The sequence below is a fragment of the Streptomyces sp. NBC_00510 genome (assembly GCA_036013505.1).
Classification (GTDB): domain Bacteria; phylum Actinomycetota; class Actinomycetes; order Streptomycetales; family Streptomycetaceae; genus Actinacidiphila.
In genome coordinates, this window is sequence record CP107851.1 from 6,507,425 (window position 1) to 6,531,784 (window position 24,360).

The 24,360-nt window shown below is 72.4% G+C and carries 20 protein-coding genes; 9 read left to right on the forward strand and 11 right to left on the reverse strand.

Annotation, left to right across the window (positions count from 1 at the left end):
- Window positions 1-96: 96 nt before the first annotated feature.
- Window positions 97-1,104, forward strand: coding sequence for an NADP-dependent oxidoreductase (locus tag OG937_29310; GenBank protein ID WUD75496.1), 1,008 nt, complete (start codon window positions 97-99; stop codon window positions 1,102-1,104).
- Window positions 1,105-1,152: 48 nt separating this feature from the next.
- Here OG937_29310 and OG937_29315 read toward each other — a convergent pair whose 3' ends face one another.
- On the reverse strand, window positions 1,153-1,776 hold the full coding sequence (locus OG937_29315; protein WUD75497.1) for a TetR/AcrR family transcriptional regulator: 624 nt from the start codon (window positions 1,774-1,776) through the stop codon (window positions 1,153-1,155).
- Between the two features lie 150 nt (window positions 1,777-1,926).
- On the opposite strand from OG937_29315, the gene OG937_29320 reads away from it, so the two are divergent.
- From OG937_29320 to OG937_29350, 7 genes are all read left to right on the forward strand, one after another.
- Window positions 1,927-4,443 (forward strand): glycoside hydrolase family 3 C-terminal domain-containing protein, encoded by a 2,517-nt coding sequence (locus OG937_29320; GenBank protein ID WUD75498.1) that lies wholly within the window; start codon window positions 1,927-1,929, stop codon window positions 4,441-4,443.
- Between the two features lie 211 nt (window positions 4,444-4,654).
- On the forward strand, window positions 4,655-5,203 hold the full coding sequence (locus OG937_29325; GenBank protein WUD75499.1) for a hypothetical protein: 549 nt from the start codon (window positions 4,655-4,657) through the stop codon (window positions 5,201-5,203).
- A gap of 39 nt (window positions 5,204-5,242) precedes the next feature.
- Window positions 5,243-6,046, forward strand: a complete 804-nt coding sequence (locus OG937_29330) for an EI24 domain-containing protein (GenBank protein ID WUD75500.1) — start codon at window positions 5,243-5,245, stop codon at window positions 6,044-6,046.
- An 85-nt stretch (window positions 6,047-6,131) separates the two neighbouring features.
- Window positions 6,132-6,887 (forward strand): class I SAM-dependent methyltransferase, encoded by a 756-nt coding sequence (locus OG937_29335; GenBank protein WUD75501.1) that lies wholly within the window; start codon window positions 6,132-6,134, stop codon window positions 6,885-6,887.
- A gap of 86 nt (window positions 6,888-6,973) precedes the next feature.
- The gene (locus OG937_29340; protein ID WUD75502.1) at window positions 6,974-8,179 is read left to right on the forward strand and encodes a pyroglutamyl peptidase; all 1,206 of its coding nucleotides are present in this window, start codon (window positions 6,974-6,976) and stop codon (window positions 8,177-8,179) included.
- A 255-nt stretch (window positions 8,180-8,434) separates the two neighbouring features.
- Window positions 8,435-8,830: a hypothetical protein gene (locus OG937_29345; GenBank protein ID WUD75503.1), complete on the forward strand. Its 396-nt coding sequence runs from the start codon at window positions 8,435-8,437 to the stop codon at window positions 8,828-8,830.
- 183 nt (window positions 8,831-9,013) lie between these two features.
- Entirely contained in the window at window positions 9,014-10,687 is a 1,674-nt protein-coding gene (locus OG937_29350; GenBank protein WUD75504.1) for a histidinol-phosphate aminotransferase family protein, read from the forward strand.
- Window positions 10,688-10,738: 51 nt separating this feature from the next.
- Here OG937_29350 and OG937_29355 read toward each other — a convergent pair whose 3' ends face one another.
- The 9 genes from OG937_29355 to OG937_29395 form a co-directional block, all read right to left on the reverse strand.
- Complete coding sequence (locus OG937_29355) at window positions 10,739-11,623, reverse strand: hypothetical protein (protein ID WUD75505.1); 885 nt, start codon at window positions 11,621-11,623, stop codon at window positions 10,739-10,741.
- A gap of 215 nt (window positions 11,624-11,838) precedes the next feature.
- Window positions 11,839-13,035 carry a galactose mutarotase gene (locus OG937_29360; GenBank protein WUD75506.1) on the reverse strand — a complete coding sequence of 399 codons (1,197 nt, stop codon included), beginning with the start codon at window positions 13,033-13,035 and terminating at the stop codon, window positions 11,839-11,841.
- A 27-nt stretch (window positions 13,036-13,062) separates the two neighbouring features.
- Complete coding sequence (gguB, locus tag OG937_29365) at window positions 13,063-14,322, reverse strand: sugar ABC transporter permease (protein ID WUD75507.1); 1,260 nt, start codon at window positions 14,320-14,322, stop codon at window positions 13,063-13,065.
- Between the two features lies 1 nt (window position 14,323).
- Entirely contained in the window at window positions 14,324-15,874 is a 1,551-nt protein-coding gene (gguA, locus tag OG937_29370; protein ID WUD75508.1) for a sugar ABC transporter ATP-binding protein, read from the reverse strand.
- A 65-nt stretch (window positions 15,875-15,939) separates the two neighbouring features.
- Window positions 15,940-17,064, reverse strand: coding sequence for a sugar ABC transporter substrate-binding protein (chvE, locus tag OG937_29375; GenBank protein WUD75509.1), 1,125 nt, complete (start codon window positions 17,062-17,064; stop codon window positions 15,940-15,942).
- 6 nt (window positions 17,065-17,070) lie between these two features.
- Window positions 17,071-18,108, reverse strand: a complete 1,038-nt coding sequence (locus OG937_29380) for a hypothetical protein (protein ID WUD75510.1) — start codon at window positions 18,106-18,108, stop codon at window positions 17,071-17,073.
- A gap of 103 nt (window positions 18,109-18,211) precedes the next feature.
- Window positions 18,212-19,234, reverse strand: coding sequence for an alcohol dehydrogenase catalytic domain-containing protein (locus OG937_29385; protein ID WUD75511.1), 1,023 nt, complete (start codon window positions 19,232-19,234; stop codon window positions 18,212-18,214).
- Window positions 19,231-20,391, reverse strand: coding sequence for a mandelate racemase/muconate lactonizing enzyme family protein (locus OG937_29390; protein ID WUD75512.1), 1,161 nt, complete (start codon window positions 20,389-20,391; stop codon window positions 19,231-19,233). Before OG937_29390 ends, OG937_29385 begins: the two co-directional genes overlap by 4 nt.
- A gap of 206 nt (window positions 20,392-20,597) precedes the next feature.
- Window positions 20,598-21,506 (reverse strand): GDSL-type esterase/lipase family protein, encoded by a 909-nt coding sequence (locus tag OG937_29395; protein WUD75513.1) that lies wholly within the window; start codon window positions 21,504-21,506, stop codon window positions 20,598-20,600.
- A gap of 236 nt (window positions 21,507-21,742) precedes the next feature.
- Here OG937_29395 and OG937_29400 point away from each other — a divergent pair, with 236 nt between their 5' ends.
- Window positions 21,743-22,237: a DUF3145 domain-containing protein gene (locus OG937_29400; GenBank protein ID WUD75514.1), complete on the forward strand. Its 495-nt coding sequence runs from the start codon at window positions 21,743-21,745 to the stop codon at window positions 22,235-22,237.
- Here the strand turns inward: OG937_29400 and OG937_29405 are convergent.
- Window positions 22,225-24,360, reverse strand: coding sequence for an MMPL family transporter (locus tag OG937_29405; protein WUD75515.1), 2,136 nt, complete (start codon window positions 24,358-24,360; stop codon window positions 22,225-22,227). The two genes, OG937_29400 and OG937_29405, sit on opposite strands and share 13 nt — an antisense overlap.

Consider the following 24,360-nt stretch of genomic DNA (forward strand, 5'->3'; position numbering starts at 1 on the left):
TGTGCGACGGGACACGCCCATGCCGATTTATTTGACTTCCTCAAACATCCAGGCTCATGGTTAGTTAAGAACCTAAAGCTTTGGAGGCGTTCCCCCATGCCGAAGAGCCGTGAATGGCACCTGGTCGCCCGCCCGCACGGGTGGCCGAAGCCCGAGGACTTCGCGCTGCGCGAGACCGAGGTCCCCGAGCCCGGACCCGGTGAGATCCTCGTGCGCAACCTCTACGTGTCGGTCGACCCCTACATGCGGGGCCGTATGAACGACGCGAAGTCGTACGCGGAGCCGTACCGGCTGGACAAGCCGATGCACGGCGGCGCGGTCGGCCGGGTCGTCGCCTCGGGCGCGGAGGGCTTCGCCCCCGGCGACCACGTGCTGCACTTCCTCGGCTGGCGTGAGTACGCCCTGGTCAACGCGGAGACCGCGGTCAAGGTCGACCCCGACCTCGCCCCGCTGAGCACCTACCTGGGAGTGCTCGGGATGACCGGTCTCACCGCCTACGCGGGCCTGTTGCGCGTCGCCGGCCTCAAGGAGGGCGACGCGGTCTTCGTCTCCGGCGCGGCGGGCGCGGTCGGCAGCCAGGTCGGCCAGATCGCCAAGCTCAAGGGTGCCTCCCGGGTGATCGGCAGCGCCGGTTCGGACGAGAAGGTCAAGCTCCTCGTCGAGGAGTACGGCTTCGACGCCGCCTTCAACTACAAGGACGGCCCCGTGGCCGAGCAGTTGGCGGCGGCCGCGCCCGACGGCATCGACGTCTACTTCGACAACGTGGGCGGCGAGCACCTCGAGGCGGCCATCGGCGCCCTCAACCTGCGCGGCCGGGTGGCCGTCTGCGGCATGATCGCCCTCTACAACGCGACCGAGCCCGCCCCCGGCCCCCGCAACCTGTCCCGGCTCATCCAGAACCGGCTGCGCATCGAGGGCTTCCTCGTCGGCGACCACTACGACCTGCAGCCGCAGTTCGTCCAGGAGGTCGGCGGCTGGATCCGCGAGGGCAGGCTGCGCTACCGCGAGACCGTCGTCGACGGGATCGAGAACAACCTGGAGGCCTTCCTCGGCGTCCTGCGCGGCGACAACACCGGGAAGATGCTGGTGCGTCTGCCCGATTAGCAGCGGGTGGGAACGGGGACGAGGGGCGTGCCCGGGCGGGTGCGCCCCTCACGCGCCGCCGGGTTCCCCGCCGTCGCCGGCCGGGTCGAGCAGGGCGACGAAGCGCCGGAAGAGCGCCGGCATGTCCACCTCGCCGGGGTCGTGCAGCCACTGCAGCTGCAGACCGTCCATGACGGCCACGAGCAACGGGGCGGCCTGCTCGGGCGTGAGGCCGCCGGGCAGCGTCCCGCCGTACTCGGCGCGCAGCGAGTCGGCGGCCCAGCGGCGCACCCGCGTGTAGCGGTCCCTGAAGTACTCCCGCGCGGGATGGTCCTCGGTGACGCTGTCGCCGGCGAGCACGCTGAAGACCTGGACGACGCCCGGCCGGGTGGCGTTGTACTCGACCAGGTTGGCCACCATCTCCATCGGCCAGGCCGTGCCGTGCAGCGCCGCCGAGGCCATGTCCCACCGGTCGCGGACCTCGAGCACCGCGACGAGCAGGGCCTCCTTGGTCGGGAAGTAGTGGAGCAGCCCCTGCTGCGTGAGCCCGACCCGCTCCGCGACGGCGGCCAGCGAAGCCCCCCGGTAGCCGCGTTCGGCGATCACTTCGAGGGCGGCCTGGATGATCTCCGCCTTGCGGTCCTCGTTGCGGACCGCGCGGCCGAGTCCCCGGCCGCGGTCGTTGGCCGTCACAGGCGTGAGCCTAGCCCGGTGCCGGGTACAGGGCTGAAAGTAACGAAGAGGTGACAACAGCTACCGATCAACAGGGCGCGGGTCGGAGGATGGCGACCAGTCAGGCAGGCAGGCGACGGGTTGTCACGTCCTCACGAAGGAGTCCACCCCATGAGCGACACCTCCGGAACCCCGCTCGACGACGCGGTCGAACGCGCGCTGGGCAAGCTCGACCTCGACGCGAAGGCACGGCTGCTGGCCGGGCAGGACATGTGGTCGCTGCCCGCGCTGCCCGAGATCGGACTGGGCTCGCTGGTCATGTCGGACGGGCCCATCGGGGTGCGCGGCGTGCGCTGGACCGCGGACGACCCCTCGATCGCGCTGCCCAGCCCCACGGCGCTCGCCGCCACCTGGGACCCCGCCCTCGCCCGCCGCACCGGGCGGCTGCTCGCCCAGGAGGCCCGCCGCAAGGGCGTGCACGTCCTGCTCGCCCCGACCGTCAACCTGCACCGTTCGCCGCTGGGCGGACGGCACTTCGAGGCGTACTCCGAGGATCCGTACCTCACCGGTGAGATCGGCACCGGCTACGTCGCGGGCGTCCAGGACGGCGGGGTCGGCACGACCGTCAAGCACTTCGTCGCCAACGACGCCGAGACCGAGCGCTTCACCGTCGACAACGTCATCGGCGAGCGCGCCCTGCGCGAGCTCTACCTCGCGCCCTTCGAGGCCATCGTCAGGAACGCCCGGCCCTGGGGCGTCATGGCCGCCTACAACTCCGTCAACGGCACCACGATGACCGAGCACCACCGGCTGCAGAACGAGGTGCTGCGCGAGGAGTGGGGCTTCGACGGCTTCGTCGTCTCCGACTGGGCGGCCGCCCGGGACACAGCCGCCGCCCTCGCCGGCGGCCTCGACGTGGCCATGCCGGGACCGCGCACCGTCTACGGGCAGGCGCTGGCCCGCGCGGTGCGCGAGGGCCGCGTCGAGGAGTCCGCCGTGGACACGGCGGTGCGCAACGTGCTGCGGCTCGCCGCCCGGGTGGGCCTGCTGGCGGACACCCCCGCGGCGGTGCCCGCCGACCGGATCCCCGCCGCGATCGACGGCCCCGCGCTCGCCCGGGAGATCGCCCGCCGCTCCTTCGTCCTGGTCCGCAACGAGCCGCGCGGCGGGCGGCCCGTCCTGCCGGTCGACCCCGCCGCGGTGCGCGGGATCGCGCTCATCGGCGCGGCCGCACGTGACGCCCGGGTGCTCGGCGGCGGGTCCGCGCAGGTCTTCCCCGCCCACGTGGTCGCGCCGCTGGACGGCCTGCGCGCGGCGCTGCCGGAGGGCACCCCCTTGGCCTACGCCGTGGGCGCCGACCCCAACGAGGAACTCGCGCCCGCCGGGCCCGGCTTCGCGCTGCGCGCGGTCTGCCGGGACGCCGCGGGCGAGGTCCTCGGCACCTGCACGCTGCCCGGGGGCCACGTGCAGTGGATGGGCGGCGACCTGCCCGACGGAGTGACCCACGACGCCCTGCACTCGGTCGAGGTGACCGGCACCTTCACCCCCCGCGAGAGCGGCGCCCACCACTTCGGCACCCGGGGGCTGGGCGGCTTCCGGCTCGTCGTGGACGGTGCGCCGGTCTACGAAGGGACCCAGGCCGCCGGCCCCGAGTCCGGCCCCTTCGAGGGGATGTTCGGCGCGCCCGTCGAACGCGGCCGGGTCGGACTGACCGCCGGGGTGCCCGTCGAGGTCTCCCTGACCCACGTCGTGCCCCGGGACGGCAGGGGGCCGGTCCGGGCGGTCGTCTTCTCGCTCGTCCACGGCGAACCGCAGCGGGACGGGGACGAGTTGATCGCGGAGGCCGTCGCGGCGGCGCGGGCGGCGGAAGTGGCGGTGGTCGTGGTCGCGACCACCGAGCGGGTCGAGAGCGAGGGCTTCGACCGCGCGGACCTGCGGCTGCCGGGCCGTCAGGACGAACTCGTGCACGCGGTGGCCGCGGTGAACCCCCGGACGGTGGTCGTGGTGAACGCCGGCTCGCCGGTGGAGATGCCGTGGCGCGAGGAGGTCGCCGCGGTGCTGATCGGGTGGTTCCCCGGGCAGGAGGCTGGCGCGGCGCTCGCCGACGTCCTCCTCGGCGCCGCCGAGCCCGGCGGCCGGCTGCCCACCACCTGGCCAGCCCGGCTGGCCGACGCCCCGGTCGGCGAGGTCGTGCCCCGGGACGGGGTCCTGCGCTACGACGAGGGCGTCTTCATCGGCTACCGCGCCTGGGAGCGGGCCGGGGCGGAGCCCGCGTACCCGTTCGGGCACGGGCTCGGCTACACCGACTGGGCCTACGAGGACGCCTCCTTCGCACCGGCGGAGGGACCGGCCGCGGACGGCGGGCGAGACACCCTGGGCACGCTCACCGTACGGCTGCGCAACACCGGTGACCGGCCCGGGCGGGAGGTCGTCCAGGTCTACCTGGCGGCGCCCGCGGGCGAGGACCCGGCGGGCGGGCGCCCGGCCCGCGTCCTGGCCGGATTCCTCCCGGTCGAGCTTCCGGCGGGCGCCGTGACGGAGGCCCGGATCGCGCTGCCCCGCCGTGCCGCGCAGATCTGGGACCCCTCGGAGGGTGACTGGCGCACTCTTGCGGGTACGTACACCGCCGAGGTCGCGCGCAGCGTCGCCGACCGCCGTCTCACGGTCCCGGTGGCCGTGGGCGGCTGACCCACCACCCCGGGGAGGTCCCTGACACCCTCCCCGGGGTGCGGGGTCGTCGTCGCCCGGCCCGGGGACGCCCGCCGCATGATGACGGATCGTCAGGCCCCGTTCCGGGTGCGGTCCCCCGGCCGGCCCCCGCCCGATTGCGGGCCGCCTCCCGTGACGTGACGCTCGTGCCAACCGCACCCCACTCCGGGCGTCCACCCGAGGAGCAGCGATGACGGCACGTAGGCGCACCCGTCCGGTCCTGGCCGGCGCGGCACTCGTCCTGGCCGGCGCGTCCGCGCTGCTGACCGGCTCCGCGCGGGCCGGCGAACCGCCCGCGCCCGCCGTCGCCGGCTGCACGGTGAACGGCCGGACGGTCACCGAGGGTGTCGTCACCGGTACCGAGGGTTTCGACGAGATCGACTGCCCGGGCGGCGTCCCCGCGGGCGTCGTGGTCGCCGGGGGCGGCGGCGTCGACGTCATCACGGTCCACGGCGGCAACGCGGGGACCGTCGACGGCGGCGGCGGGGCCGACATGATCGAGATCAACGGCGAGAACAGCGGCCGGGTCACCGGCGGCGAGGGCGACGACCTCGTCGACCTGATCGGCGACGCCGGGGCCAACTCCGGCACCGTGGGCGGCGGGCCGGGCGACGACGTGCTCTTCCTGAAGGCCGAGGACATCGCCGGCACCGGCGTCGTCACCGGCGACACGGGCTCCGACGTCTGCCTCTTCGACCCGGACCCCTCGGGCGCCCGGGACTGCGAGGTCATGGTCTGAGCCCCACCGGCCGCGCGCGGTTCGCATACCCTGTCGCGCATGCGAGATCTTGCCAACGGGATACGGCTCTTCGTGGACGGCCAGCGCTGGGTGCTCCGGCACGGCCGCTGGTTCGGCTTCGGGCTGCTGCCGGCGCTGATCACCCTCGTCGGCTACGTGGCGGCACTGGTCGTCCTCGCCTTCTGGGCCGACGACGCGACCGCCTGGGCCACACCTTTCGCCGACGACTGGGACTCGCCCTGGCGCGGCCTGTTCCGCGGGCTGCTCACCGCGGTCGCCTTCGGCGGCGGCCTGCTGCTGGCGGTGATCTCCTTCACCGCGGTGACGCTCCTGGTCGGCCAGCCCTTCTACGAGTCCCTCGCCGAGCGGGTCGACGTCACCGAGGGCGGCGCGCCCGACGCACCCGACGTCCCGCTGTGGCGGGAGCTGCTGCAGTCCGCCCGGGACAGCCTGCGGGTGCTGGTCCGGGTCGCCGTCTGGGGCGTCCTGCTGTTCGCCGCCGGCTTCATCCCCTTCGTCGGCCAGACCGTCGTCCCCGCGATCGGCTTCTGCGTCTCCGGGTACTTCCTCGCCCTCGAACTCAGTGGCGTGGCCTTCCAGCGGCGCGAGGTCCCGTTGCGGATGCGGATGCGGATGCTGCGCGGGCGGATGGCGCTCACGCTGGGCTTCGGTGTGCCGTTGATCCTGTGCTTCCTGGTGCCGTTGGTGTCCGTCCTGCTCATGCCGGGTGCGGTGGCGGGTGCGACGCTTCTGGTGCGTGCGTTGACGCATCCGCAGGAGGTGCCCGAGCCGCGGCCGGAGCCGGGTGCGCCCGTGGGGCGGCTGGACTTCCGAAAGCCGTAGCCGCCGGAGCGATCCGGAGGGAACCGTTCCGCCCCTGCCGCGTGACTTATGTCCTGAGGACGAGCACGCGAGGGGGAGGCGCGCCATGGCGCAGCGCACCAACCAGTACGACGACAATCCGCAGAGCTACCGCACCTACTGGGAAGGCCGCGGCTACGAACACGACGCCGAGGTGGCCGCGTTGCGGCGGCTGCTCGAAGGGCGGCACTTCGGCCACGCGGCGGACGTCGGCGGCGGCTTCGGCCGGCTCGTGCCGGTGCTGCGGGAGTTCGCCGACCGGGTCACGCTGGTGGACGCCAGCCGCAAGCAGCTGGACGACGCGGAGGAGTTCCTCAAGGGGCTCGCCGGGGTGAGCATGCGGCTGATGAGCGCGGGGGGCCTCGGCCTGCACTCCGCGAGCGTCGACCTGGTCACCATGATCCGCGTCATGCACCACCTGCCCGACCCGGGGGCCGCGCTGACCGAGATCGCCCGGGTGCTGCGGCCGGGCGGCACCGCCGTCGTCGAGACCGCCAACCTCGCGCACGCCGCCAACCGGCTGCGCTACGCGGCGCACCGCCGGCGGGTGCCGCGGTCACCGGTGGACATCCGCTCGGCGGAGAACCGCGAGCGCGACAGCATCCCGTTCGTCAACCACCACCCGCGCACGGTCGCCGCGCAGCTGGAGGCAGCGGGGCTGCGCGTGGAGCGCCGGCTGTCGGTGTCCAACCTGCGCAGCGCGCGGCTCAAGCGGGTGGTACCGCACGCGACGCTGGTACGGGCCGAGGGGGCGCTGCAGTCCCCGCTGGCCCGTGTGGGGTTCGGGCCGAGCATCTTCTTCCTCGCCCGCAAGCCGGCGTAGCGCCCGGGACCCCTGGCGGAGCGCTGCCCCGGTGCGCCATGCTCCGGGCGGCCGACCCGTACCCGACCGCCCGGAGGTTCCCCGCGATGCGCCTGCCGCTCCGCCCTGCCGTGCCCGCCGACGTGCCGCCGCCCACGGCGGAGGAACTGCGCCTGGAGCGGGCCGCGCCGCGGGAGATCCTGCGCCGCGGCGGCTTCGACACCGCGGCCCCGCGGTTCGCCCGGGCCCTGGCGGAGGCCCGCGACCCGGCCTCGGCCGCCCGGAGCGTGCGGCGGCACGGGCGCGCCCTGTGGCGGGCCGCGGTGGACCGGGTCCAGGGGCGCGGGGCGGTGGGCGGCGACCTGAGCCACGACGACGACCGGCCGCTGTACTGGGCCCGGCTCGCCCTCGGCGCGGAACTGCGGCGGTGGCAACCGGCGTTCGCGCTGCCCGCCGCCGGCCGTGCCGCGCTGGCGGCCCGACTGGAGCGCGCCTCGCGCGGACAGGACGCCGTCCGGCCGCCCCTGGCCGAGGGCGTGCGGCGCATCCTGCTGACCGGCTTCGACCCCTTCCGGCTGGACACCGACATACGCTGCAGCAATCCCTCCGGGGCCGCGGCGCTCGCCCTGGACGGCGTCACCCTCGCGACCGCCGCGGGTGCCGCCCGCGTCGAGACCGTCGTCTTCCCGGTGCGCTGGGGCGACTTCGCCGACGGCACGGTCGAACGCGTCCTGCGCCCCCGCTTCCGGCCCGGCCCGCGCCGGGTCGACCTGTTCGCCACCGTCAGCCAGGGCCGGGACGGACGCTTCGACCTCGAACGCTTCAACGGCGCATGGCGCGGCGGCCACCCCGACAACACCGGCCTGTCCGTCACCGGCCCGGTCCCGGTCCCCGTGGCCGTCGCCGACCGGCAGCCGCAGTGGACGGCGTCCACGCTCCCGTACGCGGCGCTCGCCGCCGCCGGCACCGGCCCCTTCCCGGTGTACGACCGCACCACCGTCACCGAGGTCCCCGCCGGGGCAACCGACCCCGTCACCCGCGACGGCGGTCCGACCTCCGGCTCAGCGGCGCGCGCCGGGGGCGGCGGCGACTACCTCTCCAACGAGATCGCCTACCGGGCCACCCTGCTGCGGGACAGGCTCGCGCTGCCCGCCCCGGGCGGCCATGTCCACACCCCGGTGCTGCACTTCGGCCCCGGCAACACCGACCCGGCCACCGGCACGGTCACCGACCCCGCCTTCGTCGCCCAGCGGCTCGCGGTCACCGCCCAGATCCGTGCCCTCCTCGTCGCGGCCGTCGGCACGCTCGGCTGAGAGAAACACGCCGAGATTCTCATGCGGCCTTTTCCTGTGATCGCCCGCACGTGCTTTCCCGCGAATTCACCGGGCGGCTCCCGGTGGTGGATGAGAATTCCTCATCCGTTGCCTGAGGGGAGGTGAAAGAACAGGTGGGAGGCGTCCCGGCGATCACTTCCGGGAATGTGCGCGCATCATTCCCGCTCCTACTATGTGGGTGTCCGGAATTCCGGACGACCGGAATTTACCCCCATTCGAAAGGGAGTTGAACCCATGCGCGCGTTCTCCGTCAAGGCGGTCGCCGTCACCACCCTCGCCGCCACCGCGCTCGCCACCGGCGCCGCCACCGCCTCCGCCGCGGGACACGACCGCGACCACGTCTCCGGAACGTCCCAACGGGGCAAGGGCGTCGCCGTCTCGCTCGCCGACCACCGGGGCGGCAGCCTCGCGGTGTCCGTGGACGCCACCGGCACCAGGGCCGCCACGCACACCTGGACCCTGTACGTGGACGGCCGGAAGGTCGCCGCCAAGTCCTACAAGGACAGGGACCGGACACGGACCTGGGTGCTCAACCACGTCCCGGCCGGGGACGTGAAGCTCGTCGCGCCGGCCGCCGCGGGCCAGATCACCACCGTCGCCGTGGGCCTGCGCGGACAGGGGAGGCGGTGACTGAACGGAAGCCCCGCCCGGCCCGTATGAGACCGGGGACGGCCGCAAGATAGCCGAACCGCGCACTACTTGTCCCACAAACGTCCCACATGCACCAGATGTGAGGAATGTGCGACAAGGTGGTGCAGGCAAGGGGAAGCGGGCCGCCGCGGCGTGGCCCCCGTGATCGAGGGAGGTTCTGCCGTGACCGTCGCAGTCGGCGTCACCGGTAATGCCACCGAGTTGTTCCGCGCCAACACCGCGCACAGTCCCTCGTACTTCGCGCTGCGCCGCGCCGCCGGCGGCCTGTCGTCCACCGACGCAGGACACGACATCGTCGACTTCTGCATCCCGTGCAACCCGTACTTCCCGAGCCCGGCCATGTACGACCGGCTCCAGGAGTCGATGCGGGACATCCTCACCTACTACCCGAGCAGCACGGACGTCATCACCAACGAGCTGTGCTCGCTGCTCGGCCTCAACCCGCAGACCGTGGCCATGGGCAACGGCTCCACCGAGCTGATCACCTGGATCGACCACCTGCTGGTCCGCGAGAGCCTGGCCATCCCCATACCCACCTTCGGCCGCTGGACCGACCAGCCCATGGAGACCGGCAAGCGCGTCGACATGTTCCTCCTCCCGGAGGCCGCCGGATTCGCCCTCGATCCGGCGGCCTTCGTCTCGTTCGTCCGCGCGCGGGGTTCCCGTACGGCCGTGATCTGCAACCCCAACAACCCCGACGGCGGCTTCCTCCCCAAGCACGCCGTCGTCGCGCTCATGGACGCCCTGTCCGACCTCGACCTCGTCGTGATCGACGAGTCCTTCCTCGACTTCACCGACGCCGAGGCCTGGCCGAGCGTGGCCAACGAGGCCGTCCTGCGGCCCAACGTGATCGTCCTGCGCAGCCTCGGCAAGAACTTCGGCCTGCACGGCATCCGCTTCGGCTACCTCGTCGCCAACCCCGCGCTGGCCGGGAAGGTCCGCCGCATGCTGCCGAAGTGGAACCTCAACTCCTTCGCGGAGGCGGTGGTCTTCATGCTCAAGGACCACCGCGAGGAGTACGCACAGAGCCTGCGCCTGGTCTCCCGCGACCGGCAGGAGATGACCTGGCAGCTCGCGGCGCTGCCGGGGCTGACCGTCTACCCGTCCCAGGGCAACTTCGTCTTCGTCAAGCTCCCCGACGGCGTCGACGGCGCCGTGCTGCGCGACCGGCTGCTGGCCGAGCACGGGGTGCTGGTCCGCGAGTGCGGCAACAAGCTGGGCAGCAGCAGCCGTTTCATGCGGCTCGTGGTCCGGCCGCAGGCCGACGTCCAGCGGCTGCTGACCGGGCTGAGCACGGTGCTGTACGGCAGCACCTGGTACGCGGCGCCCGCGCCCACGCCCGCGGCCGCCGCGCCCGTCCAGGAGCAGCCCCCGCAGCCCGCTCCGCAGCAGCTGCCGCAGATCCAGCCCGCGCCGCCCGTACAGCCCGCCATGCCGCCGGTGCAGCCGCTCCCGCAGATCCAGCAGGCCCCGCCGCCCCAGCCGATGTGCGAGCAGCCCATGGGGCCGCCGCCGATGCCGCCGCAGCCGGTCTACGAGTTCAGGCCCGAGCCGCAGCCCCAGCCGCAGCCGGTCTACGAGTTCAGGCCCGAGCCGCAGCCCCAGCAGCAGCCGGTCTACGAGTTCAGGCCCGAGCCGCAGCCCCAGCAGCAGCCGGTCTACGAGTTCAGGCCCGAGCCGCAGCCTCAGGTGCCGCCTCAGACGCAGCCCCAGCCGCGCCCCCAGGCGCCCGCTCCGGACATGTACCCCGCGCTGACCGCCGAGGTCCCGCCGGCCTTCGCGTCGGCGCCGCCCGGCACCCCGCGGCCGGCGCTGTACTGGCAGGACGCCTCCTGACGCACCGCGCCCGCGCGGGCCGGTCGCTCACCGGCCGGCGCGGGCGCGGGGTCACCTGGCCGCCCGGAACGAGCGGCTGTCCAGGGTCTTCCACTCCCCGCACGAGCTCTGCTTGCCCTGGGCCTCGCGGATGACGCAGTGCGTCTCGACCACCCGGCCGTCCCGGGTGATCGCCTTGACCCACACCCCGGAGCCGACGGAGGTCACCGTGGCTCCGCAGACGCCGCGCGGGTAGCCGCGGTTGCCGCTGAGGGAGTGCCAGACGAAGGGCCCGCGGGGAAGGGTGCGGCCGCCGATGAAGACCCGGCCCTCGAACACCGCGACGGAGATCTCCTGGTCGCCCTTGCGGAGGGTGGAGTCGATGCTGACGCAGGATCCGTCGCGGCCGTCGCCGCGGTCGTTCCGGGGCCCGTCGTCCCGGCCGTTCCCCCGCTCGTCCTTGCGGCCGTCCCCGCGGTTCCCGCCCTGGTCGTCGCGGCGCTGCTGTTCGCGCTCGTCGCCGCGTTCATCGCCGCGGTCGTCCCGGCGCTCGTCGTTCCCGCCGTTCTCGTCGCCCCGGTCGTCCCGGCGCTCGTCGGCGCGCTCGTCGTCGCCCTCGTCCCGGCCGTTGTCGCCCCGGTCGGTCTCCCGGCCGCCGCGCTGGTCCCCGTCGTCCCCGCCGTCCTCGCGACCGCCCTCGTCACGGGCCTCCTCGTCGCGGCCGCCGTCCTCGCCCTCCTCCTCGTCGTCGTCCGCGGCGACGCTCCGCGTGCCGGGCGGCCGCGGGTCGTCCACGGCCGTCGTCGTGCCGGCCGCGGTGGTCACGGCGCCGGGGGTCGTGGCGAGCACGGGCGCCGACACCGCGGCCGCGGCGACGGCGAGCGGCACGACCACACCGGTCAGCCGTCCGTACCGCCGGGACCTGCGCGGCGAAGGCGGCCTGCCGTCAGGACTCATGGGGGACTCCCTCGTCGAGTGCGAAAGCGCGGGGTTCGATCGACGGGATGCGTACCCGTCTGCGCGCGGACTCTCCGCCGGAGTCATTCCGGTGGCCCAGAACATCCCCGTACGGCCGACGGGGGTTCACCCGGTGCCGGTCCCGAAGTCGACAGGCGGGGGCGGCCGGGAGAGAATCCCGGCCGCCCCCGCCCGCGGGGAGGTTGGCGCGCCGCTCAGCGGGTGCCGAAGGAGTGCACGGTGGTGGAGCGGTAGGTCTGCCCCGGCCGCAGGACCGTCGACGGGAACGAGGGGTGGTTGGGGGAGTCCGGGAAGTGCTGGGTCTCCAGGCAGAAGCCGTCGCCCTGCCGGTAGACCCGGCCCGAGGAGCCGGCGAACGCCCCGGTCAGGAAGTTGCCCGTGTAGAACTGCACACCGGGCTCGGTGGTGGCGATCCGCATGACCCGGCCGGAGACGGGCTCGGTGACCGTCACGATGTGCTCGGGCGCGGCGGTGCGGCCCTTGTCGAGCACGAAGTTGTGGTCGATGCCCTGTCCGTACAGGATCTGCTGGTGCGCGGAGCGGATGTCGCGGCCGATCGTCTTCGCCGAGCGGAAGTCGAACGGGGTGCCCGCGACGGGCGCCAGCTCACCGGTGGGGATCAGGGTGGAGCCGACCGGGGTGTAGCGGCGGGCGGCGATCTGGACCTCGTGGTCGTAGATGCCGCCGTCGCCCTCGCCGCGCAGGTTGAAGTACGTGTGGTTGGTGAGGTTGACGACCGTCGCCTTGTCGGTGGTGGCGGTGTAGTCGATCCGCCACCGCGCGTCGGCGGTCAGGGTGTAGACGACCTTGACCTTCAGCGTGCCCGGGTAGCCCATCTCGCCGTCCGCGCTGGTGTAGCGCAGCACCAGGCCGGCGTCCGAGCCCGCCTTGAAGCCCTCGACCTCCCAGACCCGCTTGTCGAAGCCCCGGTCACCGCCGTGCAGGCTGTTCGGTCCGTCGTTGACGGGCAGCTGGTAGGCGTGGCCGTCCAGGGTGAACTTCCCGCCCGCGATGCGGTTGCCGTAGCGACCGATCAACGCGCCGAAGTACGGGCTGTTCGCCACGTAGCCGGCGATGTCGTCGAATCCGAGGGACACGTTGACGCGGCGGCCGCGCCGGTCGGGCAGCTCCAGGGTCTGGACGACACCGCCGTACGAGAGCACCTTGAGCGTGATCCCGCCGTTGCTGACCGTCCAGATGTCGACCTTGGTGCCGTCCTCCAAGGTCCCGAAGTGTTCCTTGCTCACCTTGCTCCCGCCTGCGGGCCTGTGCCGGGCGTCGGCGGTCTGCCCCGCCGTGCCGGCCCTTCCGGCCGCCCAGGCGCTCGTCCCGCTGATCGCGGGCGCGACCGCCCCGAGCGCCGCGCCCGCGATCAATGTACGTCTGTTCACTTGCGGCTCCTTCGATAGGTAGCTGCTTTACGAACCGACCTTGCGCTTGTTCCAGACGTCGAAGCCGACCGCGGCCAGGAGCACCAGGCCCTTGATGACCTGCTGGTAGTCCGTGCCGATGCCGACGAGCGACATCCCGTTGTTGAGCACCCCGAGCACCAGGCCGCCGATGATGGCGCCCAGCACGGTGCCGACGCCGCCGGTGGCGGAGGCGCCGCCGATGAAGGCGGCCGCGATGGCCTCGAGCTCGAAGTTGATGCCGGCCTGCGGGACACCGGCGTTGAGCCGTGCCGCGTAGACCACACCCGCGAGCGCGGCGAGCACGCCCATGTTCACGAAGACCAGGAAGACGACCCGCTTGTCCTTGACGCCGGAGAGCTTCGCCGCCGCCTGGTTGCCGCCGAGCGCGTACACATGGCGGCCGATCACCGCGTTGCGCATCACGAAGCCGAAGACGATGAGCAGCCCGGCCAGGATGAGCAGCACGATCGGCACGCCGTGGTAGCTGGCCAGCGTCATGGTGAAGGCGACGACGCAGGCGACGATGGCGAGCAGCTTCAGCAGGAAGAAGTTGCGCGGCAGCACGTCCAGGTCGTACGCGAGCTGCTGGCGGCGGTCGCGGATCTCCTGGACGACGGCGATGGCGATCACCACGAGACCGATGAGCAGCGTCAGGTTGTGGTAGTTGGTGTGCGGCCCGACCTCGGGCAGGAAGCCGTTGCCGATCTTCTGGAAGCCGCGCGGGAAGGGCGAGATGGACTGGCCCTCCAGGAAGATCTGGGTGCCGCCGCGGAAGAGCAGCATGCCGGCCAGGGTCACGATGAACGACGGGATCCCGACGTACGCGATGAAGTAGCCCTGCCAGGCACCGGCGACCGCGCCGATGAGCAGGCAGGCGACCAGGGCGAGCGGCCACGAGACGTGGTGGTGGATGATCATCACTGCGCCGGCCGCGCTGACGAAGGCCGCGAGCGAGCCGACGGACAGGTCGATGTGACCGGCGATGATCACGACCATCATGCCGATCGCCAGGATCAGGATGTAGCTGTTCTGGCCGATGAGGTTGGTGACGTTCTGCGGTTTGAGCAGGATGCCGCCGGACCATATCTGGAACAGCGCCGCGATCAGCACCAGCGCGATGATCATGCCGTACTGGCGCATGTTGCGCCGGGCCGCCTGCAGCAGGAGGCCGGCGGCTCCGGCCGCCGCGCCGCCGCCCTCGGCGGCCGTTGCCGCGCCCCCGGCGGGCGGCGGAGGAGTCTTGTCGGTCTTCACCGGGCTGCCCATCTCAGTTACCTCGGTCCATGGTCATGTGGCGCATCAGCACTTCCTGGGTCGCGCTCTCGCGCGGGATCTCCCCGGTCAGCCGGCCCGCGGACATCGTGTAGATGCGGTCGCACATGCCGAGCAGCTCCGGCAGTTCGGAGGAGATGAAGACGACGGCCTTGCCCTGGGCCGCCAGGTCGTTGATGACCGTGTAGATCTCGTACTTGGCCCCGACGTCGATGCCCCGGGTGGGCTCGTCGAGGATGAGGACCTCCGGCCCGGCGAAGATCCACTTGCTGAGGACGACCTTCTGCTGGTTGCCACCGCTCAGCTTGCCCGTGGTCTCGAAGACCGTCGGGGTCTTGATGTTCATCGTGGAGCGGAAGGACTCGGCGACCCGGGCCTCCTCGTGCTGGTTGACGACGCCGCGCCGGGCGACCTTGGACAGGGCGCTGAGCGAGATGTTGCGGCTGATGTCGTCGATGAGGTTCAGCCCGTAGTGCTTGCGGTCCTCGGTGACGTACGCGATGCCGTGGCCCACCGCCTCCGGGACGGTGCGGGTGCGGATCTCCTTGCCGTGCAGGTAGACCCGGCCGCTGATGTTACGGCCGTAGGAGCGGCCGAAGACGCTCATGGCCAGTTCGGTGCGGCCGGCCCCCATCAGCCCGGCGATGCCCACGATCTCGCCGCGCCGGACGTCGAGGGAGACCCCGTCGACGACCTTGCGCTGCTGGTCGATCGGGTGGTGCACGGTCCAGTCCTCGACGGCGAAGGCCACCTCGCCGATCTCCGGCTCCCGCTCGGGGAAGCGGTGGTCGAGGTCGCGGCCCACCATGCCGCGGATGATCCGCTCCTCGGTGACGGTGCTGTGGCCGTCCTCGTCGGTGGCCTTCATGTCGAGCGTCTCGATGGTCCGCCCGTCGCGCAGGATCGTGATGGAGTCGGCGACCCTGGCGATCTCGTTGAGCTTGTGCGAGATGATGATGCAGGAGATGCCGTGCTCCTTGAACTCCATGATGAGGTCAAGGAGCTTGCGGCTGTCCTCGTCGTTCAGGGCGGCGGTCGGCTCGTCCAGGATGAGGAGCTTGACCTCCTTGGACAGCGCCTTGGCGATCTCGACGAGCTGCTGCTTGCCCACGCCGATGTCCGCCACGCGGGTGGTGGGCCCGTCGGTGAGCCCGACCCGCTTGAGCAGCCGGCCCGCGTGCCGCAGCGTCTCGTTCCAGCTGATGACACCGCGGGTGGAGTGTTCGTTGCCGAGGAAGATGTTCTCGGCGATGGACAGGTACGGCACCAGGGCGAGCTCCTGGTGGATGATCACGATGCCGCGCTGCTCGCTCGCGCGGATGTCGCGGAACTCGCAGGTCTCCCCCTGGAAGAGGATCTCCCCTTCGTAACTGCCGTGTGGGTAGACCCCGCTGAGCACCTTCATCAGGGTCGACTTGCCCGCACCGTTCTCACCGCAGATGGCGTGGACCTCGCCCTCGGCGACAGTCAAGGTGACGTCGGAGAGCGCCTTGACCCCTGGGAAGGTCTTGGTGATGGAGCGCATTTCGAGGACGGGTCCGGCCATTCCTGCTTTCCGTTCTCCTCGGGTGGTGGGAAGTGACGATCGTCGGTCGTGGTCCGGCTCCGGGACTACTGGAGCTCGGACTCCTTGATGTAGCCGGAGTCGACGACGATCTCCTTGTAGTTCGACTTGTCGACGCTCACCGGCGGCAGCAGGTAGGTCGGGACGACCTTGGTGCCGTTGTTGTAGGTCTTGGAGTCGTTGGTCTCCGGCTTGCCGCCGGTCAGCACCGCGTTGCCCATCTGGACGGCGACCTTGGCCAGTTCGCGGGTGTCCTTGTAGACGGTCTGGGCCTGCTCGCCCGCGATGATCGACTTGATCGAGGCGACCTCGGCGTCCTGACCGGTGACGATCGGGAGCGGCTTCTTGCCGGTGCCGTAGCTGACGCTCTTCAGCGCCGAGATGATGCCGCGGGAGATGCCGTCGTAGGGGGAGAGCACCGCGTCCACGTCGTCGGAGGTGTACGACTTGCTGAGCAGGTCGTCCATGCGGGCCTGGGCGGTGGCGCCGTCCCAGCGCAGGGTGGTGACCTGGTTGAGCTCGGTCTGGCCGCTCTTGACCACCAGCTGCTTCTTGTCGATGTACGGCTTGAGGGTGTCCATCGCGCCGTTGAAGAAGTACTTGGTGTTGTTGTCGTCGGGCGAGCCGGCGAAGAGCTCGATGTTGAAGGGGCCCTTTTTGCTGCCGTCCTGCAGGCCCAGCTTCTCGAGGATGTAGCCGGCCTGGAGCTGGCCGACCTTGTAGTTGTCGAAGGTCGCGTAGTAGTCGACGTTCGCCGAGCCCAGGATGAGGCGGTCGTAGGAGATCACCTTGATGCCCGCGTCGTGGGCCTGCTGCAGGACGTCGCTGAGGGCCGAGCCGTCGATGGCGGCGATGACCAGCAGCTTGTCGCCCTTGGTGATCATGTTCTGGATCTGGGCGACCTGGTTCTCGACCTTGTCGTCGCCGTACTGCAGGTCGGTCTTGTAGCCCTGGGCCTGGAACTGCTTGACCATGTTGTCGCCGTCGGCGATCCAGCGCTCCGAGGACTTGGTGGGCATGGCGATGCCGATGGTGCCGCCCTTCCCACCGTCCTTGTCGCCGCCGCCTCCGGTGTTGTCGCTCTGCCCGCAGGCGGTCGCGGTGGCGCCGAGGGCGAGGGTGGCTATCAGCGCGGCTGTGGTGCGCAGACGTGCGGCTCTGGCGATGCGCATGGCTGATCAGATCCTTTCGGCGGCCAGGCGGGGGTCGGTCGCCTGGTCCGGGTCGGTCGCGATGTCCAAGGGGAAGCGGTGGAGCGGACCCGGCTGCCGCGCGCCCAGCGGGGAGAGCCCGCCGTCCGCGCCCAGCCGGGAGAGCAGGTCGAGCACAAGGCGGCCGCGCCGGACCCGCTCGCGGGCGGTCGTCAGGGCGACCTCCCGCAGCTGACGTCCGTACGGGTAGATGCCGGGGGCCTTGCTCAGCCCGAACTTGAGGTAGATCGGCGCGCCGCGACGGATCAGCTCCGCCGCGTCGTAGAGCCGGACGAAGCCGCCGAGGTCGTCCGGGGCCTCGATGTAGAAGTCCATCGGCGCCCGGCTGACCCGGCGGATCTCGGTGATCTGCTGGAGGGTCAGGTCGGAGGGGATGTTGATCGAGTCGGCGCCCAGCCGCTCCCACACCGCGTAACCCGCCGGGTTGACCGGGCCGACCAGCGCCGAGACCTTGAAGGTGGTGTCGGCCGGCAGCAGGCCCTGCTCGCGCAGCTGGTGCAGCAGCCACAGCACGCCCTCGTCGGCGACGAGCAGGCAGCGCACGCCCAGGGCGGCGGCGCGCAGCGCGTCCTCGACGCAGCCGGCCACCTGGTCATGGCCGCGGGCGCGCAGGCCCCCGCCGCGGGAGTCGGTGCGGGTGGCGGCGCCGATGTCCCAGGTGCCCCGGGGACCGGTGAACAGGCAGAGCTCCACGTCCCGTTCGGCGCAGGCGGTGACCATCTCGGTGATCTCCGCGTCCGTCAGCATCCAGATGCCGCTGCCCTGGCTGATCCGGTGCACCGGCACCTCCAGCCGCTCGCTCTCCTCCAGCACGGTGGCCAGCGCCTCCGGGCCCTCCACGGAGGGGATCTCGGTGCGCCAGGTGCCCCCGTCGGGGAAGGAGTGCGGGGAGGTGTCGGCCGGGTCGTCCGCCGGCGCGCCGTGACCGAGGAGGGTGAGCGCGTACTGGCCCGGGTGTCGGGGACCGCCGGCCGTGCCGGGGCTCGGGGTGGGTGCGTCGGTCACGGTGCTCCTTCGTTCTCGCCGTTCGAGATCTCGGACGACGTTCGGTTCATTGGGTATGGGTGGGCACGGATGGGACATCGGATGTCCGCCGTGCACGGAGCGGTCACGGACGCAGCAGCACCTTCCCCACCTTCGGATCCCTGTTCCCCAGCAGTCCGAGGGCGTCGGCGTACTCCTCCAGCGGCAGGTCGTGCGTGATCAGCGGCGCCGGGTCCAGGATCCCGGCGTCGAAGGCCCGTACGGTGTGGGCCCAGGCGGCGGGCGGCGCCCCGAAGACCGTGTGCACGGTCAGCTGGCGCACCACCAGGTCGGTGGGGTCGAGCCCGAGCGCTCCCGGCGCGGGGATGCCGGTCAGCGCCAGCCGCCCGCCGCGGCGCAGCAGCCCCGCCGACACACGGGCCGCGGAGGCGGACCCGGCGGCCTCGACCACCAGGTCGTACTTCCCGTCCTCAGCGGCCAGTTCGCCGGCCGTGCGGAAGCGCGTCGCGCCGAAGGAGGCGGCCAGCTCCTCCCGGTCCCGGCCGGTGCCCACCACCAGCAGCTCCGCCGGCGACACCGCGGCCAGGAACTGCACCGCCAGCATGCCGAGCGTGCCGGTGCCGACGACCGCCACCCGCTCGCCCGGTGCGGCCGGGGCCTTCAGCAGAGCCGCCGCCACGCACGCGGCCGGCTCCAGGAGCACGGCGGTGCGCAGGTCGGCCGCGTCGTCCAGGACGTGCAGCAGCCGGGCGGGCAGCGTCAGGGTGTCCGCCATGGCACCGGGCTGCGTGAAGCCGGTCTCCTCGTACGGCGCGCTGCACAGCGTGGTCTCCCCGGCGTGACAGCGCTCGCAGACCTGGCAGTTGCGGAAGCCCTCGCCGACGACCTTCCGGCCCACCAGGCCGGCGGTCACCCCGGTGCCGACCGCCTCGACCGTGCCGGACCACTCGTGGCCGGGGGTGACGGGGTAGCGGACGTACCCCTCGGGGCGGGTGCCGGCGTGCACCTCCCGGTCGCTGCCGCAGATGCCCGCGGCGTGGACGCGGACCAGCGCCTCGCCCGGACCGGGCGCGACCGGTCCGGTCGGCACGATCCGGTGCCGTCCGGGTCCGTCGAGGACGACGGCGCGGGGGGCGTGGACGGTCACTTGGCGCCCTTCGGCTTCCGGCGCTCCCAGCCCTCGGCCCACAGGTCGAAGCGGGCCTGCTGCTGGGGGAACTCGGCGGCGGCGTCGACGTCGAGCTCGACACCGAGGCCCGGCGCGTCCGAGAGCGTGAAGTACCCGTCCTCGCCGACCACGGGGGCGCCCTTGACGACCTTCTTGATCTCGGAGTCCGCGAAGTCGTTGAAGTGCTCGAGGATCTTGAAGTTGGGGGTGCACCCGGCGAGCTGAAGGCTCGCGGCGGTGAGCACGGAGCCGCCGACGTTGTGCGGGGCGACCAGCACGTAGTGGGTCTCCGCGGTGGCGGCCAGCTTGCGGACCTCGCTGATGCCGCCGATGTGCCCGAGGTCGGGCTGGATGATGTCGGCGGCCTGGAGTTCGAACAGCTCGCGGAACTCGTAGCGGTCGTGGATGCGTTCACCCGTGGCGATCGGCAGATCGGTGTGGGCGGCCACCTTCGCCAGGGCCTTGAGGTTCTCCGGCGGCACCGGCTCCTCGATCCAGCTCGGCTTGAAGGGCGCCAGCTCGTTGGCGACGCGGATCGCGGTCGCCGGGCTGAACCGCCCGTGCATCTCCACCAGCAGCTCGGCCTCGGGGCCGATCGCGTCGCGCACGGCCTCGATGAGGGAGACGGAGTAGGTGGTGGCCGCGTGGTCCAGCTCGAAGTGGCCGGTGCCGAAGGGGTCGATCTTCAGCGCGCGGTAGCCGCGGTCCACCACGGCGCGGGCGGCCTTGTGGTAGGCCTCCGGGGTGCGCTCGGTGGTGTACCAGCCGTTGGCGTACGCCTTGACCTTCTCGTTCACCTTGCCGCCGAGCAGCTGCCACACGGGGACGCCGAGGGCCTTGCCCTTGATGTCCCAGCAGGCCATCTCGATGACGGCGATGCCGGACATGACGATCTCTCCGGCCCGCCCGTAGTCGCCGTACTTCATCCGGCGGACCAGGTCCTCCACCGCGAAGGGGTCGGAACCGGATATGTGGTTGGCCTCCGCCTCGCGGAGGTAGCCGAGCAACGCGTCGGTGTGGCCGAGCATGCGGGTCTCGCCGACGCCCGTGAGCCCCTCGTCGGTGTGGACGAGTACATAGGTGAGATTTCGCCAGGGTGTACCGACCACATGGGTGCTGATGCCGGTGATGCGCACGGGAAGCCGCCCCTTACAGGGTGTCGTTCGAGATTTCGTCACACGTTCGAAATGTTGAAGGGAACGTAGTTACGGGCTCCCGGCGGTGTCAATGGGTGTGCCGGGCAGGTGTCGGCGATGTTGCCGAAGTGAGTCCGTCCGCCCGTGACGCGTGCCGTTCCGTGTCCGAAACCCCGGACGAACGGCCGAACCCGGCCCGGCTGGGCCTAGCCGCCGGCCGGGTTCGGCCCGAAGGCCGCCGCGTAGACCAGCCCCGCGAGCTTGGCCTGTCCCTCGGCGCTGGGGTGGAACCAGTCCCAGGGGCTGAGCTCCTTCTGGGTGAAGCGGTAGTCGAAGACCATGCCGCCGTCGTAGCGGCAGCGCACGTGGCGCGCGCACTCCTGCCGCAGCACGTCGTTGTACGCCATCACCCTTTCGCGTACGGTCTGCCGCCGTTCGCGGGCGGCCGTGCTCATCGACTCCGCGTCGGACAGCATCGACGGGCACAGGCCCAGCTTCCAGATCTGCCGTCCCAGCACGTTCTGCCGGCCGACGTCCCACAGGCGCATCAGGTCGGGCACGCTCGCGACGAAGACCTGGGCCTTCGGTAGCTTGCTGTCGAGGGTGCGCAGGGCGGTGGAGAAATCCTTGCGGTATTCGGCCACCGGGGTCATGCGGTCGATGCTGCGCGCGCACGCGTCGTTGGCCCCCATCAGGATCGTCACCTGCTGCGGCCGCAGCGCGACCGCCTTCTCGGCCTGCGCCGGCAGGTCGTGCATCCGGGCGCCGCTGGCCGCCAGGTTCCAGCTCTCGGTGGCCGGCCGGTTCAGCACCCGGGTGGCCACGCTCTTCACGGAGCTGCGGCTGCCGGTCGCCCAGGACAGGTCCGGACAGTCCGTCAGGATCCCGCAGGCGTCGAAGGCGCGGGTGATGGAGTCGCCGAGCGCGGCCAGCGAGGCGGGGGTGGTGTCCCACACCTGCGCGGGGCGCTTCGCCGTGCCCGCCCGCCCGGCGGCACCGGCCTCGGTGCTCCCGGGGCCGTCGGTGGCCGAGCAGCCGGCCCCGAGTGCCGTCGTGAGCAGCGTGACCAGCGCGATCAGGGCGCCGCTGACCCCGCGCGGGAGCGACTGGCGCATCCGTTCTCCCTCGGACGAGTGGGTGACTTCTCGCTGATCCCGACAGTACGTCACTCCTCACCTGACGCCGCGCGGTAGCTTTTTCCCTGACAGGTGGTGCGAAAGAGGTGATCAGAGGTCAGATCTTGTCTCATTCGTTATGATTAGTGCAGAATGTCCACTGCTGTCCCGGATGGCTCGGTTATGGGCATGAGGCCGCTGGGGAAGGCGTACCTCGTCCCACACTGGAGGTCCCGGTGACGACACGTGGAGTTCTGTACGTGCACTCCGCGCCACGCGCGCTCTGCCCGCACGTCGAGTGGGCCGTCGCGGGCGTGCTCGGCGTGCGCGTGAACCTGGACTGGATCCGCCAGCCCGCCTCTCCCGGCACCTGGCGGGCCGAGTTCTCCTGGCAGGCGGAACCCGGCACCGCCTCCAAACTGGCGTCCGCGCTGCGCGGCTGGCATCTGCTGCGCTTCGAGGTCACGGCGGAGCCGTGTGCCACCGCCGAGGGGGAGCGCTACAGCAGCACGCCCGAACTCGGCATCTTCCACGCCGTCACCGGCATCCACGGGGACATCCTCATCCCCGAGGACCGGCTGCGCGCCGCGCTCGCCCGCGCCCGCAAGGGCGAGGCCGACCTGGAGACGGAAGTCGCCAAGCTGCTCGGCAAGCCGTGGGACGACGAGTTGGAGCCCTTCCGCTACGCGGGTGAGGGCGCCCCCGTGCGCTGGCTGCATCAGGTCGTCTGACGCTCCGCCACCCGCCGCGGTGCCGCGGCGCCGTCCGGCGCCGGCGGCTCGTCGCCCCCGCGCGCCGCGGCGCCCGGCCACCACACCTTCGGGCCGATGTCCCTTACCAGCGCGGGCAGCAGCAGCGAGCGCACCAGCAGGGTGTCCAGCAGCACCCCGAAGGCCACGATGAAGGCGATCTGCGCCAGGAAGGCCAGGGGGATCACGCCGAGCGCCGCGAAGGTGGCGGCGAGCACCACGCCCGCCGAGGTGATCACCCCTCCGGTGGCGGTCAGCCCGCGCAGGACGCCCTGCCGCGTGCCGTGACGCAGCGTCTCCTCGCGGACCCGCGTCATCAGGAAGATGTTGTAGTCCACCCCGAGGGCGACCAGGAAGACGAAGCCGTACAGCGGCACCGAGGCGTCCGTCGCCGAGAAGCCGAACGCATGGCGGAAGACCAGCGCCGACACGCCCAGGGTGGCGGCGAAGTTGAGCGCCACCGTGGCGACCATGAGCAGCGGCAGCAGCAGGCTGCGCAGCAGGGCGGCCAGGATCACCAGGATGATCGCGAGGACGACGGGGACGACGAGCGTGCGGTCGCGCTCCGCGGTCCGCTGGGTGTCCAGCTGCTGGGCCGTGTAGCCGCCGACCACCGCGTCCGCGCCGGGTACCGCGTGCACGGCCGTGCGCAGCCGCTGCACCGTGGCCTTGGCGGCGTCGCTGTCGGCGGCGTCCTTCAGCGTCACCTCCAGCAGGACCCGGCCGCCGGCGACGAGCGGCTCGCCCCCGCCGGGCCGGCCGGCGGCGGTGAGCGGGGCGACGGAGTCGACGCCGTCGGTGCCGGCCGCGGCCCGGGTGACCGGGTCGAGCCGGTCCGCCTCCGCGATGACCACGGCGGGGTTCCCCGCACCTCCGGGGAAGTGCTCGCCGAGGGCGCGCTGGGCGGTCACCGAGGGCGCCTGGTGGACGAAGATCTCGTCCAGCGGCACCCCCCGGGCGGTCAGCGCGGGGGAGAAGGCGGCACAGCCCACCAGCAGCGCCAGGCTCGCGGCCCACACCCGGCGCGGCGCGCGGTCCACGAGGGCCGCGATCCTCCGCCACACGCCCTCCCCCTCCGGACGCCTGTCCCGGGGCCGGGCGGGCCAGTAGGCGGCCCGGCCGAGCAGCAGCAGCGCCGCGGGCAGGAAGGTCAGGCTGCTCGCGACGGCGCAGACGATGCCGACGGCGCCGACCGGGCCCAGGGCCCGGTTGTTGGTGAGGTCGCTGGCCAGCAGGGCGAGCAGGCCGAGGGCCACGGTGGCCGCGCTCGCCACGATCGCCCCGGCCGAGCGGCGCAGCGCGGCGCGCATCGCCGCGAACCGGTCGCCGTGGAGCGCGAGTTCCTCCCGGAAGCGGGCCGCGAGCAGCAGGGCGTAGTCGGTGGCCGCGCCGATGACGAGGATCGACAGGATGCCCTGGACCTGGCCGTCGACCCGGACGACGCCGTGGTCGGCCAGCACGTACACCACCCCGCAGGCCAGGCCGAGCGAGAAGACCGAGCCGACGATGATGACCAGGGGCAGCAGCAGCGCGCGGTAGACCAGCAGCAGGATCGCCAGCACGACGCCGAGCGCGGTGAACAGCAGCAGTCCGTCGATGCCCGCGAAGGCCTCGCCCAGGTCGGCCTGCGAGGCCGCGGGCCCGGCGACATGGGCGGTGGTCCCCGCGACCCGGGCCGCGGTGTCCTGGATCCGGCCGACGGCGTCCCCGACGTCCCGTCCGAGGTCGGGGCGGAGCTGCACGACGCCCTGCAGGGCCCTGCCGTCGTCGGAGCGCAGCGCGGGGGAGGGGCGCCCGGTGACCCCCTCGGTGCCGGCGAGCGAGGCCAGCGCCGCCGTGGCGGCCTGCTGCTGGGCGTCGGTCACGCGGCCGCGTTCGGCGGTCCAGACGACGATCGCCGGTACGGTCCCGTTCCGGTTGAAGGCCGTCCGTTCGGCGACGGCCTTCGTCGATTCGGCACTGCGCGGCAGGAAGGCCGCCTGGTCGTTGGTGGAGACCTCGCCGAGCCTGCCCGCGTAGGGGCCGAGGGTGCCCCCGACGCCCAGCCAGGCGACCAGCATCACCACGGGCAGCAGCCATCGGACGGCACGCGGCAGGGATGTCAT